The organism is Promicromonospora sp. Marseille-Q5078 (assembly GCF_050315395.1).
Taxonomy (GTDB): domain Bacteria; phylum Actinomycetota; class Actinomycetes; order Actinomycetales; family Cellulomonadaceae; genus Isoptericola.
Map to the genome: position 1 here is coordinate 178,503 of NZ_JBNPQG010000001.1, position 13,708 is coordinate 192,210.

General features: G+C 75.2%; 13 protein-coding genes. 9 read left to right on the forward strand and 4 right to left on the reverse strand.

Annotated elements, in window-relative coordinates; all coding sequences use genetic code 11:
* Positions 1-11 precede the first annotated feature (11 nt).
* The 7 genes from gcvT (at position 12) to ACQFYA_RS00825 (ending at position 7,203) form a co-directional block, all read left to right on the forward strand.
* Positions 12-1,166 (forward strand): glycine cleavage system aminomethyltransferase GcvT, encoded by a 1,155-nt coding sequence (gcvT, locus tag ACQFYA_RS00795; RefSeq protein WP_499120591.1) that lies wholly within the window; start codon positions 12-14, stop codon positions 1,164-1,166.
* 58 nt (positions 1,167-1,224) lie between these two features.
* Positions 1,225-1,593 carry a glycine cleavage system protein GcvH gene (gene gcvH / locus ACQFYA_RS00800; protein WP_499120594.1) on the forward strand — a complete coding sequence of 123 codons (369 nt, stop codon included), beginning with the start codon at positions 1,225-1,227 and terminating at the stop codon, positions 1,591-1,593.
* A 250-nt stretch (positions 1,594-1,843) separates the two neighbouring features.
* Positions 1,844-2,077: a helix-turn-helix domain-containing protein gene (locus ACQFYA_RS00805; RefSeq protein WP_499120595.1), complete on the forward strand. Its 234-nt coding sequence runs from the start codon at positions 1,844-1,846 to the stop codon at positions 2,075-2,077.
* A 90-nt stretch (positions 2,078-2,167) separates the two neighbouring features.
* Positions 2,168-2,602 carry a (deoxy)nucleoside triphosphate pyrophosphohydrolase gene (locus ACQFYA_RS00810; protein ID WP_499120597.1) on the forward strand — a complete coding sequence of 145 codons (435 nt, stop codon included), beginning with the start codon at positions 2,168-2,170 and terminating at the stop codon, positions 2,600-2,602.
* Positions 2,603-2,717: 115 nt separating this feature from the next.
* Positions 2,718-3,818: a serine hydrolase domain-containing protein gene (locus ACQFYA_RS00815; RefSeq protein WP_499120599.1), complete on the forward strand. Its 1,101-nt coding sequence runs from the start codon at positions 2,718-2,720 to the stop codon at positions 3,816-3,818.
* Positions 3,815-6,727: an FAD-binding and (Fe-S)-binding domain-containing protein gene (locus tag ACQFYA_RS00820; protein WP_499120601.1), complete on the forward strand. Its 2,913-nt coding sequence runs from the start codon at positions 3,815-3,817 to the stop codon at positions 6,725-6,727. Before ACQFYA_RS00815 ends, ACQFYA_RS00820 begins: the two co-directional genes overlap by 4 nt.
* Before the next feature lie 32 nt (positions 6,728-6,759).
* On the forward strand, positions 6,760-7,203 hold the full coding sequence (locus tag ACQFYA_RS00825; RefSeq protein ID WP_499120603.1) for a DUF3054 domain-containing protein: 444 nt from the start codon (positions 6,760-6,762) through the stop codon (positions 7,201-7,203).
* A 22-nt stretch (positions 7,204-7,225) separates the two neighbouring features.
* On the opposite strand, the gene ggt is transcribed toward ACQFYA_RS00825, so the two are convergent.
* Positions 7,226-9,085: a gamma-glutamyltransferase gene (ggt, locus tag ACQFYA_RS00830; protein ID WP_499120604.1), complete on the reverse strand. Its 1,860-nt coding sequence runs from the start codon at positions 9,083-9,085 to the stop codon at positions 7,226-7,228.
* 112 nt (positions 9,086-9,197) lie between these two features.
* Here ggt and ACQFYA_RS00835 point away from each other — a divergent pair, with 112 nt between their 5' ends.
* On the forward strand, positions 9,198-9,773 hold the full coding sequence (locus ACQFYA_RS00835; protein WP_499120606.1) for an MOSC domain-containing protein: 576 nt from the start codon (positions 9,198-9,200) through the stop codon (positions 9,771-9,773).
* Between the two features lie 247 nt (positions 9,774-10,020).
* Here the strand turns inward: ACQFYA_RS00835 and ACQFYA_RS00840 are convergent, their stop codons facing one another.
* The 3 genes from ACQFYA_RS00840 to ACQFYA_RS00850 are packed head-to-tail and all read right to left on the reverse strand — an operon-like array spanning position 10,021 to position 12,940.
* Positions 10,021-11,463 (reverse strand): aminopeptidase P family protein, encoded by a 1,443-nt coding sequence (locus tag ACQFYA_RS00840; protein WP_499120608.1) that lies wholly within the window; start codon positions 11,461-11,463, stop codon positions 10,021-10,023.
* Complete coding sequence (locus ACQFYA_RS00845; RefSeq protein ID WP_499120610.1) at positions 11,460-12,743, reverse strand: alpha/beta fold hydrolase; 1,284 nt, start codon at positions 12,741-12,743, stop codon at positions 11,460-11,462. The genes ACQFYA_RS00840 and ACQFYA_RS00845 overlap by 4 nt, the downstream gene beginning before the upstream one ends.
* Positions 12,740-12,940, reverse strand: a complete 201-nt coding sequence (locus tag ACQFYA_RS00850; protein WP_499120612.1) for an ABC transporter ATP-binding protein — start codon at positions 12,938-12,940, stop codon at positions 12,740-12,742. Before ACQFYA_RS00850 ends, ACQFYA_RS00845 begins: the two co-directional genes overlap by 4 nt.
* A gap of 93 nt (positions 12,941-13,033) precedes the next feature.
* Between ACQFYA_RS00850 and ACQFYA_RS00855 the strand changes: the two genes are divergently transcribed.
* Entirely contained in the window at positions 13,034-13,669 is a 636-nt protein-coding gene (locus tag ACQFYA_RS00855) for a GntR family transcriptional regulator (protein WP_499120614.1), read from the forward strand.
* The last annotated feature ends 39 nt before the right edge of the window (positions 13,670-13,708 follow it).

Here is a 13,708-nt window from a genome sequence, read left to right on the forward strand (position 1 = left end):
AGGGAGCCTCGATGGCCGAGGACCAGCAGGACAAGACGACGCCCCTGCACGACGAGCACGTGGCGCTGGGCGCCAGCCTCACCGGTTTCGGCGGCTGGCTGATGCCGCTGCGCTACACCTCCGACCTCGCCGAGCACCGCGCGGTGCGCGAGGCCGCGGGGCTGTTCGACCTGTCGCACATGGGGGAGATCCACCTCGAGGGGCCGCAGTCCGGCGCCGCGCTGGACGGCGCGCTGGTGGGCAACGCGAGCGCGGTCGGCGTCGGCCGGGCGCGGTACTCGATGATCTGCGCCGAGGACGGCGCGGTGCTCGACGACCTCATCGTGTACCGGCTCGCCGACGAGCACTTCCTCGTCGTCGCGAACGCGGGCAACGCGCCCCGCGTCGCGGACGCCCTGGTGGCGCGCGCGGCCGGGTTCGACACGGTGGTGACGGACCGGTCCGCCGAGACGGCGCTGGTGGCGGTGCAGGGCCCGCACGCCGAGGAGATCGTCGCGTCGCTCACGGCAGCCGACGACGTCGACACCGTCCGCGCCATGAAGTACTACGCGTCGGCGCCCGCCACGGTGGCCGACGTCGCGGTGCTGGTCGCGCGCACCGGGTACACGGGGGAGGACGGCTTCGAGCTGTTCGTCCCCGCCGAGCAGGCCGTCGCGCTGTGGCGCGCGCTGCTCGCGGCGGGGGAGGGGCACGGTCTGGTCCCGGCCGGCCTGTCCGCGCGCGACTCGCTGCGCCTCGAGGCGGGCATGCCGCTGTACGGGCACGAGCTGGACGAGACCACCACGCCCTACGAGGCCGGCCTCGGCCGCGTCGTGAAGCTCGACAAGACCGGCGCGGACGGCGAGCCGCTGCCGTTCGTCGGCCGGGACGCGCTCGCGGCCCGCGCCCAGAGCGAGCCGGCGCGCGTGCTCGTCGGGCTGCGCGGCGAGGGCCGGCGCCCGGCCCGTGCGGGCATGGAGGTCGTGCAGCGCGGGCTCGACGGCGCCGTGGGCGCCGTCGTCGGCCAGGTGACGTCGGGCGCGCCGTCGCCCACGCTCGGCCACCCCGTCGCGATGGCGTACGTGACGCCCGAGGTGTCCGCCGAGGGCACCGCCCTCGCCGTCGACGTGCGCGGCCGCGCCGAGCCGTTCGTCGTGGTGCGGCTGCCGTTCTACAAGCGTTCGTAGGACGATCGTCCTCGTCGCGTCCCGACCATCAGCTGAAGATCCCGAAGGAGCAGTCCCCATGGCCGACTTCCCCGAGAACCTCCGGTACTCCGCCGAGCACGAGTGGGTGGACGACGCGTCCCCCGCGACGATCGGCATCACCACCGTCGCCGCCGACGCGCTGGGCGACGTCGTCTACCTCGAGCTGCCCGAGGTGGGCGCCGCGATCGAGGCGGGCGCCGTCGTCGGCGAGATCGAGTCCACCAAGTCCGTCTCGGAGCTGTACTCGCCGGTGAGCGGCACCGTGGTGGAGGTCAACCAGTCCGCGGTCGACGACCCGGCCGTGGTGAACTCCGACCCGTTCGGCGCCGGCTGGCTCTTCAAGGTCGACGTGACGTCGCGGGGCGCGCTGCTGGACGCGGCGGAGTACGCCGCGCAGGCGGGCTGACGCTTTCCCGATGATCGTGACCGAATCGTGACATCAGGTTCCGATATGCGTTGATTGCCCGGGATAACCGCGCTGACCTGGCACAACACGGCCGGCCTCGCCTCCACAGGGGGCGAGGCCGGCCGTTTCCGTGCCGGGCTGCCCACAAGATGCAGATAGTCGCGTCATGACCGGCTCACCCACCGTTCTTTATCCATGACGGCTTTCCCCTGGTCGACCTTCGGTCGGCGGCCGTCGAGGAGGAAGAACGATGAGCACGATCGAGCTGACCGGCCCCATGACGTCCCGCCTGCTGACGCGACGTGAGCGGGTGGTCCTGTCCAACCTGTCCGAGGACGTCACCCTCGAGCAGATCGCCACCAAGCTGTTCGTCACGCGCAACACGGTGAAGTCGCAGGTGCGAAGCGTGTACCGCAAGATCGGCGTGTCGAGCCGGGCGGAGGCTGTCGCATGGGCGCGACAGTCCGGTCTCGGAGTCGGCTGACGCGCGGCTAGTGCGGGCCCCGTCCGGCGGCAGGGGAGGTCGCCGGTGCGGGGCTCTCGCACGTCCGGGGTCGGATGAAAGACTCACGCCATGAACCCACGCCGCCTCGTCGTCGCCGCCGCGATCGTCGACGACCTCGACCAGCCGGCCCGCCTGCTCGCGGCCCGGCGGAGCCGGCCGGCGCACCTCGCGGGGCGGTGGGAGTTCCCCGGCGGCAAGGTCGACCCGGGGGAGACGCCCGTCGAGGCGCTGCACCGGGAGCTGCGCGAGGAGCTGGGCGTGCGGGTCGAGCTCGGCGACGAGCTCCCCGGGCCCGACGACGGCGCCTGGGGCATCACCGACCGGCACGTGATGCGGCTGTGGCTCGCGGTCGTGACCGAGGGGGAGCCGCAGCCCTTGGTGGAGCACGACGACCTGCGCTGGCTCGGCCGCGACGACCTGCTCGCCGTCGACTGGCTCGACGGCGACGTGCGGATTGTCGAGGCGCTGGCCCGGTCGCTCGATCCGGTCGACGCCGACCGGTAGCGAGCCCGCGTACGCGGCGCGGGTCCGCCGCGAAACCGCCTTCCCGGCGGCGAGTACGGTAGGGCGACATCTGCCAGCATCGTGGTCGACGTCGACCCGGACGGACGGAGCGCTCGTGCCGACCTCCTCGCACCAGCCGTCGGAGGATCCCGCGCTGCTCGCCGCGCGCACGGACGACGAGGGGTGGTCGTCCGCCGCCGCGCTGGTCACGACGCCGGCGGGGACGGTGCTCGCCTTCGCCGACGGGCCCGGCGCCGAGGCCCGGACGGGCGCCACGAGCCGGTTCGACCTCGCCTCGGTGACGAAGGCGTTCGTCGCCGTCGCGGCGGCGTCCGTCGTCGACGACGGCCTCCTCGACCTCGACGCCCCCGTCCGCGAGACGCTCGACGTGCCGGCCGCGGACGCCGGAGCGACGGCCCGCCACCTGCTCACGCACTGCGCCGGCCTGCGCGCGAGCTCGCTCGCCTGGCGCACGACGTCCGACCCGGCACGGGTGCTCGACGACGCGCTCGGACCGCCCGTCGCGCCGCCCGGCGAGACGCACCGGTACTCGTGCCTGAGCTTCATCGTGCTCGGCCGGCTCCTGGAGGAGCTCACCGGCGACCCCCTGGACCGGGTGGTGGGCCGGCGCGTCGCCGAGCCGATCGGCGCGGCCGGGCTGCGCTGGTCGCCCGTCGGCGCGGGCCTCGAGGGCGCGGTGCCGACCGAGCCCGGCACGCCGACCGGCCGCGTGCACGACGAGCTGGCCGCCGCCCTCGCCCGCCCGGTCGGCAACGCCGGCCTGTTCGGCACGCTGGACGACGTCGCCCGCCTCGCCGGGCTGGTCGCGGCGCGCGGCGCCGCGGGCGGGCGCCAGGTGGTCACCGAGGCGTCGTGGCGCGCGCTGGTCGAGCCGGACGCGGGCGCGCGCCGCGCGGGCGCCCCCTGGGGCCAGGCGCTCGGCCTGCGGCGCGGCGACCCGGCGTTCATGGCGACGGCCGACCAGGTCGGGCACGGCGGGTTCACGGGGACGTCGTTCGTCGTCGACCTCGCGACGGGCGCGTCCGCGGTGCTCCTGACGAACCGGGTGCGCGGGGGCCGCGCGACGAGCGTCGAGCACCGCCGTCGCCGGCTGGCGGACCTCGCCGCCCGCGGCGGGGAGAGCGCGCGCTCGCCCGGCGGACGACACCTCGGCGGGGCATCGTGGCCCTCGAGGCCGACGGAGGTGCGGGGATGACGGGACGGCCCACGACCGGCGCCGCGCGGGGCTTCGAGCTCCGCACGGACCTCCTCACGCGGGTCGCGCACGCGCACGACGCGTCGCACTACCTGCTGCGGCCGGAGGTCGTGGTGCGCGCGCACGACGTCGACGGCGTGGTGTCCGCGATGCGGGAGGCGAGCCGCCGCGGCCTGCCCGTGACGTTCCGCTCGGGCGGCACCAGCCTGTCCGGGCAGGCGTCGGGGGCGGGGATGCTCGTCGACACGCGCACCCGGTTCGCGCGCGTGGAGGTGCTCGACGGCGGGGAGCGGGTGCGCTGCCAGCCGGGCGCCACGTTGCGCCTGGTCAACGGGCACCTGGCGCGGCACGGTCGCCGCCTGGGGCCGGACCCGGCGAGCGAGGTCGCGTGCACCGTCGGGGGAGTGGTGGCCAACAACTCGTCGGGGATGTCCTCGGGCACCACCCGCACGGCCTACCGGACCGTGGAGTCGATGACGGTGGTGCTGCCCAGCGGCACCGTCGTGGACACCGGTGCCCCGGACGCGGACGCCCGCCTCGCCGTCCTCGAGCCGGACCTGCACCGCGGCCTCGCGGCGCTGCGCGACCGCGTGCGGGGCAGCGCGGCGATGCGCGCCGAGGTGGAGCGGCAGTTCGCGATGAAGAACACCATGGGCTACTCGGTGAACGCGCTCCTCGACCACGACAGCCCGGTGAAGATCCTCGAGCACCTCCTGATCGGCTCCGAGGGCACGCTCGGCTGGGTCGCCGACGTCACGTTCCGCACCGTGCCGCTGCTGACCCGGGTCGCGACGACGCTGCTGGTCTTCGACTCGCTGGAGCGCGCGACCGACGCCCTGGTGCCGCTCGGCGTCTCCGGGCCGGAGGCGATCGAGCTCATGGACGCCGCGTCGCTGCGCGTGGCGGCCGCGGACCCGAAGGCGGACCCGTCCATGCGGTCGCTCGCCCGGGGAGCGGGCATCACCGGGCAGACGGCGCTGCTCGTCGAGTACCGCGCCGCGACCGACGACGCGCTGGCGCCGCTGCAGGACGCCGCGCGCGCCGTCGTCGACGGCCTCACGCTCGAGCTGCCGGCCGCCCTCACGACCGACACCGCCACCCGCGAGCGGCTGTGGCGGGTGCGCAAGGGCCTGTACACGGCGGTGGCCGGCGCCCGGCCGGCCGGCGCGACCGCGCTGCTGGAGGACGTCGTCGTCCCCGTCCCGGACCTCACCGCCACCGTGCGCGACCTGGGCGGCCTGTTCGCCCGGCACGGGTACGACGACGCCGTGACGTTCGGGCACGCCAAGGACGGCAACCTCCACTTCATGATCTCGCCGCGCCTGGGCGACGCGGCCGAGCTGGACCGGTACGCGGCGTTCAGCGACGACCTCGTCGACGTCGTCCTCGGCCACGGCGGGTCGCTCAAGGCCGAGCACGGCACCGGCCGCATCATGGCGCCGTTCGTGCGCCGCCAGTACGGCGACGACCTGTACGCCGTCATGCGCGAGATCAAGGCCCTGTGCGACCCGCGCGGCGTGCTCAACCCCGGCGTGATCCTCACCGACGACCCGCGCGAGCACCTGCGCGACCTCAAGGTCGAGGCGTCCGCGGGCGGCGAGGACGCCCCGCTCGTGGACCGGTGCGTGGAGTGCGGGTACTGCGAGCCCGGCTGCCCGTCGCGCACGGTGACGACCACGCCCCGCCAGCGCATCGCGCTGCTCAAGGAGCTGGCCGTCGCGCCCGCGGGCGAGCGCGAGGAGCTGGAGCGCGCCTACGCGTACTGGGGCGTGCAGACCTGCGCCGCCGACTCGATGTGCGTCGAGGCGTGCCCGGTCGGCATCGACACCGGCGTCGTGATGAAGGGGCACCGGGCGCGGGCGGCCCCGGCGGTCGTGCAGAAGGGCGGCGAGGCGCTCGCCGGCACCTGGGGGCCGGCCGTGGGCGTGTTGCGCGGCGCGCTCGGCGTCGTGCAGGCGGTGCCGACGCCGGTCGTGCGGGCGGCGTCGGAGGTGGCGCGCGGCCTCGTCGGCACCGACGTCGTGCCGCGGGTGGACGACGACCTGCCGGGCCCCGGGCCCCGGCGCTCGCCCGACGGCGTCGACGGCGCGCCCCGCGCGGTGCTGTTCGCGTCCTGCACGGGCGCGCTGTTCGCGCCCGCTCCCTCCCCGTCGGTCGAGTCCTCGGTGGTTGAGCCTGTCGAAACCCGGTCTCGACGGGCTCGACCAGCGGGGCTGGGTGCGGAGGCGGCGCTGCGCGCGCTGTGCGAGCGCGCCGGGATCGGCCTCGCCGTGCCGCAGGGGATCGGCGGCCTGTGCTGCGGCACGCCGTGGGTGAGCAAGGGCCTGCCCGACGGCGCCGCCCGGATGGCGCGGCAGGTGCTGGACGCCCTGTGGACGGCGACGCGCGGCGGCGAGCTGCCGGTCGTGTGCGACGCGTCGAGCTGCACGCACGGCCTGGTCGAGACGCCGCACCACCTGACCGGCGATGACGCCGAGCGGTTCGCGCGGCTGCGCGTCGTCGACGCGGTGACGTTCGTGCGCACCGACGTGCTGCCGGCGCTCGCGGAGCGCGGGGTGGCGATCGACCGGCGGGGGAGCGTCGTCGTGCACCCCACCTGCGCGACCGTGCACCTCGGCGCCGTGGACGACCTGCGCGCCGTGGCGGCCGCCGTCGCCGACGACGCCGTCGTGCCCGCCGCGTGGGGCTGCTGCGGCTTCGCCGGCGACCGCGGGATGCTGCACCCCGAGCTCACCGCGGCGGCCACGCACGCGGAGGCGACCGACGTCGCGGCAGGGGAGCGAGGCCTCCCCGGCGGGCGGTACGACGCGTACGTCTCCAGCAACCGCACCTGCGAGATGGGGATGTCCCGCGCCACCGGCCGCGACTACGTGCACGTGCTGGAGCTGCTGGAGGCGGCGACGCGCTGAGGCGGCGAGGGCGCTCGGAGTACCGTCGAGGAATGCGCCCTGCGCCCGACGACGACGCCGTCTCCTTCGTCCCGCGGCCCGTGCGGCCGCGCGTAGGCCTGATCGTCCTCGCCGCGCTCGCCGACGCCGTCTGCGTGCTGGGCCTCGCGGCGGTGGGGGCCGTCTCGCACCCTCCCGGTGCCGGGCTCGCGCGTCCGCTGTGGGTGATCTGGCCGTTCGCGGTCGCCGCGCTCGTCGGATGGCTGGTCGCCCGCGCCTGGCGGCGTCCGTGGCGCCTGTGGCCCACGGGCGTCACGGTGTGGGGCTGCACCTGGGCGCTCGGCGTCATGCTTCGCGTCCTCACCGACCAGGACGTCTTTCCCACGTTCCAGATCGTGTCCTTCGGCTACCTCGCCGCGACGATGCTCGGCTGGCGCGGCGTCGTGGCGGTCGTCCAGGTCCTGCGCCCTCCCCGCAGCGGGTCACGGTCCAGCTGACGGAGGACGGCAACCCTCCGAGCTAGCGCGGCAGGTGCTGGCGCACCGGGTGCACGACCATCGCCGCGCCGCCGCCGCGCCGTCGCGGCTCGGAGACGGCGGTGAGCAGCCCGCCGTCGCCGATCTGGATGGCCGTCGCGGCGCCGATCTCGGCGGCCGAGCTGAACTGGTCGCCCGACGGGACCAGCGTGTGCCCGTACTCCTCGAGCGCGGGCCCGTAGGCCGCGATGAAGTCCGGTTCGGCGGTCACGGACGCCGTGTTGCGCTGCGCCGCGCGCGGTGCGGCGAGCGCGGCGCCGATCGGCATCCCGCGGTCGAGATGGTTGGTGAGGGTCTGCAGCACCGTCGTGATGATGGTCGAGCCGCCGGGGGAGCCGAGCGCGAGCACCGGGTCGCCGTCGCGCAGCACGATCGTGGGGGAGATGGAGGAGCGGGGGCGCTTGCCGGGCTCGATGCGGTTCGGGTCGCCCGCCGACCATTCCGCGCTGAAGTCGGTGAGCTCGTTGTTGAGCAGGAACCCGCGGCCCGGCACGACCATCCCGGAACCGCCGGTCTGCTCGATCGTCAGCGTGTACTCGACGACGTTCCCCCATCGGTCCACGACGGTGAGGTTGGTCGTGGAGACGTTCTCCGTGTCGGAGTCGGCGGGGGCGACCGTCTCGCCGCACGCCGCGTCGTCGGCGTCGACGTCGCCGGGATCGACGGGCTTCGTGGCGGCGGCCTCCGGGTCGAGCAGGCAGGCCCGTTCCGCGGCGAAGTCGTCGGAGAGCAGGGTGTCGAGCGGGACGTCGACGAACGCCGGGTCGCCCAGGTAGGCACCGCGGTCGGCGAACGCCAGGGCGCTCGCCTCCAGGTAGTGGTGCAGGTACGCGGCGTCGTCCATGCCCGAGAGGTCGAAGGTCTCGAGGATGTTCAGCGCCTCGCCCACGGTGGAGCCACCGCTGGACGACGGCGCCATGCCGTAGACGTCGTAGCCGCGGTAGTCGGAGACCGTCGGGTCCTGCACCAGGGCCTCGTAGTCCTCGAGGTCGCCGCGATCGAGGTAGCCGGGCGGCACGGGCAGCTCGGTGTCGGGGGAGGTCCGCGGGTGCTGCACCACGTCGACCATCTCGCTCGCGAGCCGGCCGCCGTAGAACGCGTCCGTGCCGTGCCGCGCCAGCAGGTCGTACGTGCGGGCGAGGTCGGGGTTGCGGAACCGGCTGCCGACGGCCGGCGGCTCGCCGTCGGGCAGGAACAGCTCGGCCGTGTCGGGGAACGCGGCGAACCGGTCCGCGTTGTCCTCCGTCTGGTCGTGGAACGTCTGGTCGACGGCGAACCCGCGCCGCGCGAGCTGCGTCGCCGGCGTGAGCGCCTTCTTCAGGGACCAGGTGCCCCACTCGTCGAGGGCCGTCTCCCAGGTGGCGGGCGTGCCCGGCGTGCCGACGGAGACGCCGCTCGTCACGAGCTCCGGGGTGAACGGGTAGGGCTTGCCCGTCGCCGGGTCGATGAACGCGTCGTTCGGCATGTCCGACGGCGCCGTCTCGCGCCCGTCGATCGTCTGGACCTCGCCGCTGCGGGCGTCGTAGTGGACGAAGTACCCGCCGCCCCCGATCCCCGCGCTGTACGGCTCCGTGACGCCGAGCGCGGCGGCCGCCGCCACCGCGGCGTCGACGGCGTTGCCGCCCTTGCGCAGCACGTCCAGGCCGACGCGGCTCGCCTCCGGGTCCACCGTGCTGATCGCGCCCCCGTACCCGACGGCGGTGGGCACCTTGTCGTCGCCCCCGGGGTGGGCGCTCGCGGGCGGGGCCGCGGGCGCCGCGACGAGGGCGGTGGTGGCGGCCAGGGACAGCGCCCCCAGCGTGGCGACGGTGCGGAGGGTGCGGGCGGAACGGCGGTGGTCCATGCTCTCTCCCGTGCAGCGGCTCGGAGTCGGCGGTGCCCCTCAGGGTGGCGGACATCGCGCCTGCCCGCACACCGGGGGCGTCGCGCAGGTGGCCGGTGCCAGACTGTCCGACGTGGCGCTGTACGAGTACCCCGTCGACGTGCTCCATCTGCTGGTCTCGCCCGAGCACGCGTACTTCGGCCGCCCGCGTGACGGCGCCGCCGAGGTCTCCACGACGGACGCGGCCGAGGCGCACGTCGTCGCGGGCAAGGGGATCCTGGGCGACCGGTTCTTCGGGAAGGCCGCGCACATGGACGCCGCGGTGACGGTGTTCGCGGCGGAGGCGCTGGAGCAGATCGCCCGCGACCTCGGCACGGGCCCGCTCGACCCGCTGCTGACCAGGCGGAACGTCGTGCTGCGTGGTGTCGAGCTGCACCCGCTGCTCGGCGAGGAGTTCACGATCCGCCCGGACGCCGGCGGCCGCGCGGACGAGGTTCGGCTGCGCGCCGGGCGCCCCGCGCACCCCTGCGCGTGGATGGACCGCATGCTCGCGCCGGGCGTGCACGCGGCGATGCGAGGCCGCGGGGGGCTGCGGTGCATGCCGGTGACCGACGGCGTCCTGCGGCGCGGGCCGGCGGTGCTGCTCAGCCCGGTGGAGCTCGACCCGGCGCGCGCGGGGGACGCCGTCCTCCGCCGACGGACGCCGTGACCGCCGGGCGTTCGCCCCGCCCGCGGCGGGCGGCATATCCTCGGACCATGAGCGACTTCCAGGTCAACCCGCGCGTCAAGTCCGAGCCCACCGGAGCGGTCCTCGGCCGCTTCATCGTGTCGCTCGTGCTCTTCCTGGGCGGGCTCGTCCTGCTCGGCAGCGGCGCGTCCGGCGGGAACCCGAGCCTGGACCCGTTCATGGTCGTGGGCGGCATCGTCGCCGCCTCGCTGGCGTTCGGCGTCGAGGGTCAGCGAGGCAGCCGCGCCGCGGTCCACTCCTCGATGCCGGCGGCGTCGATGGGCAGGGCGTCGGAGAGCACGTCGTGGCCGTCGGCGGTGACGAGCAGGTCGTCCTCCAGCCGCACGCCCACACCCCGCAGCTCCGGCGGCACGGTGAGGTCGTGGGCGTGGAAGTACAGCCCCGGCTCGACGGTCATGACGACGCCCGGCTCGAGGTCGGCGCCCATGTAGTCCTGCCAGTCGCTGTGCGCGCAGTCGTGCACGTCGAGGCCCAGGTGGTGGCCGATGCCGCACACCAGCCAGCGGCGGTGGTGCTGGCCCTGCGGCGACAGCGCCTCGTCGACGGACACGGGCAGCAGGCCCCAGTCGTGCAGGCCCTGGGCGATCACCTCCATCGCCGCGTAGTGGAAGTCGAGGTAGTTCACCCCGGGCTTGACGTGCGCCATGCCGGCCCGGTGGCTCTTCTCCACGAGGTCGTGCACCGCGCGCTGCTCCGCGGTGAACCTGCCCGACGGCGGCACGGTGCGCGTGACGTCGGCGGTGTACAGGGAGTTCGTCTCCACGCCCATGTCGAGCAGCAGCGGGACGTCGGGCAGCACCGGACCGTCGCAGCGCACCCAGTGCAGGGTGGGCGCGTGCGGCCCGCTGCCGACGATGGTCGCGTAGCCGGGGCCGTTGCCCGTGGTGCGGGCGTGCCGGTCGAACGTGCCCTGCAGCCAGCGCTCGCCCCCGGACCGGACGGCGGCGGGGATCTCGCGCGCCACGGCCTCGAAGCCGGTCACCGTGTGGTCGACGGCGGCGCGCAGCTGCGCCACCTCCCACGCGTCCTTGACCATGCGCAGGTCGGAGCAGGCCCGCGCGAGCTCGGCCGACGGCTCCAGGCCGTGCCGCGTCACGACGTCGGCGGGCACGGCGCGCCCGGCCCACCAGCCGGAGCCGGCGGCCAGCGCGGCGTCGAGGTCGGAGAGTGGCCGCACGGGGATGCCCAGGGCCCGCTCCCACTCGCCGAGGCCGGGGGAGGCGCCCACCCACAGCTCGCCGTGCATCGCGTCGGAGAAGAACGCGGGGTCGCCCGGCCGCGCCGGCGGCGGCGCGTAGAGCACCGCCTCGGCGCCGTGCAGCACGACGACGGCGTCCTCGAGCTGGCAGCCCGTGAGCCACACGAAGTCGCTGTCGGCGCGGAAGTCGTACGACGTGTCGTTGCTGCGCACGGGGGCGCGCCCGGCGCCGATGACGACGGTCCGGTCACCGAGCCGCTCGGCCAGGCGCGCCCGGTGCGCCGCCGCGGCCTCGGCCGCGCCGTCGGGCACGCGGGCCTCGACCACGTCGGTGCCCCAGCCCTGGGAGATCATCTCGGTGAAGGTCGGCACCTCGGTGAGGCGCGGCGTCCGGTTCCCCGAGTGGGGCGGCCTGTGCAGGTGCTGGTGCGTGTCCTGGGGTGCCTGCGTCATCGTCGTTCTCCTCCCGCGTCCCGGACCGTCTCCCGCAGGCGCCGCAGCACCCGGGGGTCGCCGAGACCGTCGTGCTCGTACTCGTTGGTCACCCAGGCGTGGGAGGCCCCCAGCCTGGACAGGGTGTCGAGCTGCAGCCCCGAGTCCACGTACATGTCGTCGAAGTACACGGCCGCGGCCAGCGGCACGTCGTTCGACGCGAGCCGCCCGAGGTCGTACAGCGGGCTCCACCCGGAGCGCGCGGCGAGCTCGTGCACCGCGGGCGCGAACGGCCGCAGCAGCCGCACCTCGTCGAACATCCAGGGGAACGCCATCTCGCCGGTGAGCAGCAGCGGCCGCTCGTCCGGGCCGAACTGCTGCCGCTCGTCGCGGGCGCGCTGCGCGGCCCACGCCGTCGGCCCGTTCGCCCCGTCGCCGTAGATGGACTCCTGCAGCGTCCAGAACAGCGGGTTCGAGGCCGACGACGAGCGCACCTGCACCTGCTCGAGGAACGCGTGCGACAGCCGGCCCGGGCGCACGAACGCCTCGTCGACCAGCCAGTGCAGCCGCTCCGACCCCGGCTTCATCCCCAGGTCGATCCCCAGGGACTGGAACCGGTGCACGGTGAGCGCGTCGCCGTCGGGCAGCCGCACGTCGCCCCCGGCGAGCCGGTCGGCGATCGCGGCCACGGCCTCGACGTCCTGCGGGTACAGGTCGTAGTAGCGCCGGGTCTTCGCCTCGACCCGCGCGAACGTGCGCCGGTACACCTCGTCGGCGCTCGCGGGGGTGCCGGGGATGCCGCCCGTGACGTAGCAGGCGGCCAGCCCCTCGGGCGCCGTCGAGAGGTAGGCGAGCGTGATCCAGCCGCCGAACGACTGGCCCAGGCTCGCCCACCGGCGTCCGTCGTAGTGCGCGCGACGCACGTGCTCGAGGTCGGCCACGATCGAGTCCGCCCGGAAGCAGGCCAGGAAGTCCGCGCCCGCCGCGCCGTCCCCGCGCGCCGCGACCTCCTCGCCGTCCAGCGGGGTGCTGCGGCCGGTGCCGCGCTGGTCGGGCAGGATCACGCGGTACGTCGTGAGGGCCTCGTCGAGCCAGCCGCCGCGCTCCAGCGGGCGCGGCGACGCCCCGCCGGGGCCGCCCTGCAGGTAGACGAGCAGCGGCAGGTCGTCGCCGCGGAGGTCGGGGTCGACGACCTCCCGCCAGAACACGGTGATCTGCTCGCCCTCGGGCCGCGACCAGTCCAGCGGCACGGTGTCCGCGCGCTCGGTGACGTGCAGCCCGGGCAGGTGATAGGTCGTCATGCGGTGGTCCCCTCCTCGGCCCGTGCTCCCGCGGCCTCGCGGCGCGCCCGCTCCCACTCGGGGCGGATGCGCGGCACGGCGGCGAGCAGCGTGCGGGTGTACTCGTGCTGCGGGTCGTCGAAGACGGCGTCCCGCTCGCCCTGCTCGACGATCGGGGCGCGTTGACCTGGCTGCCGATGTGATCGGTAATATATCATGCACTACTGTGATGTCCACCACCCCCGCATCGACCCGTTGAGGAAGTGCTCATGTCGGAAGCCGTCGCCTCATTCCGCCGCATCGAGGCACCGGTGAGTCTGCGCGAGACCGTGTCGCGCGCGCTCACGGCGGCGATCGTCTCGGGCGACCTCGCGCCGGGCACGCTCGTGTCCGTGCCCTCGCTCACGGCGCGGTTCGCGGTCTCGGCGACGCCGGTGCGCGAGGCGATGCTGGACCTGGAGAAGCGCGGGTTCGTCACCGCCGTGCGGAACAAGGGCTTCCGCGTCACCGAGGTGTCGCCCGAGATGCTCGGGCACATCGCGGAGGTGCGGAAGCTCCTGGAGCCGCCGGCGATGGAGCAGCTCGCCGGGCGCTTCCCGCAGGCCGCGCTGTCCGCGCTGCGCGAGCAGGCCGACGCCATCGTCACGGGCGCGCGCTCCGGTGACCTGGCCACGTATCTCGAGGCCGACCGGGCCTTCCACCTGCGGCTCACGACGCTGGCGGGCAACCCCCTGCTGGTCGACGTGGTCGCCGACCTGCGCAGCCGCGCGCGGCTCCTGGGCCTGTCGCAGATGGTCGCGACGGACCGCCTGGAGCAGTCCGCGGCCGAGCACCACGAGCTGCTGGACCTGCTCGCCGCCGGCGACGCCGCCGGCGCGCGGGACCTCATGCACCGTCACATCGGCCACACCACGGGCTGGTGGGCGGGGCGGCCCGAGGACGACTGACCGGGCAGGGCCGGCGGCGTGGCCGGACCCGTACCCGTT

Coding starts and splice junctions, on each gene's coding strand:
- gcvT (WP_499120591.1), top strand. CDS start 12: ATGGCCGAGGACCAGCAGGACAAGACGACGCCCCTGCACGACGAGCAC.
- gcvH (WP_499120594.1), top strand. CDS start 1,225: ATGGCCGACTTCCCCGAGAACCTCCGGTACTCCGCCGAGCACGAGTGG.
- ACQFYA_RS00805 (WP_499120595.1), top strand. CDS start 1,844: ATGAGCACGATCGAGCTGACCGGCCCCATGACGTCCCGCCTGCTGACG.
- ACQFYA_RS00810 (WP_499120597.1), top strand. CDS start 2,168: ATGAACCCACGCCGCCTCGTCGTCGCCGCCGCGATCGTCGACGACCTC.
- ACQFYA_RS00820 (WP_499120601.1), top strand. CDS start 3,815: ATGACGGGACGGCCCACGACCGGCGCCGCGCGGGGCTTCGAGCTCCGC.
- ACQFYA_RS00825 (WP_499120603.1), top strand. CDS start 6,760: ATGCGCCCTGCGCCCGACGACGACGCCGTCTCCTTCGTCCCGCGGCCC.
- ggt (WP_499120604.1), bottom strand. CDS start 9,085: ATGGACCACCGCCGTTCCGCCCGCACCCTCCGCACCGTCGCCACGCTG.
- ACQFYA_RS00840 (WP_499120608.1), bottom strand. CDS start 11,463: ATGACGCAGGCACCCCAGGACACGCACCAGCACCTGCACAGGCCGCCC.
- ACQFYA_RS00845 (WP_499120610.1), bottom strand. CDS start 12,743: ATGACGACCTATCACCTGCCCGGGCTGCACGTCACCGAGCGCGCGGAC.
- ACQFYA_RS00850 (WP_499120612.1), bottom strand. CDS start 12,940: ATGATATATTACCGATCACATCGGCAGCCAGGTCAACGCGCCCCGATC.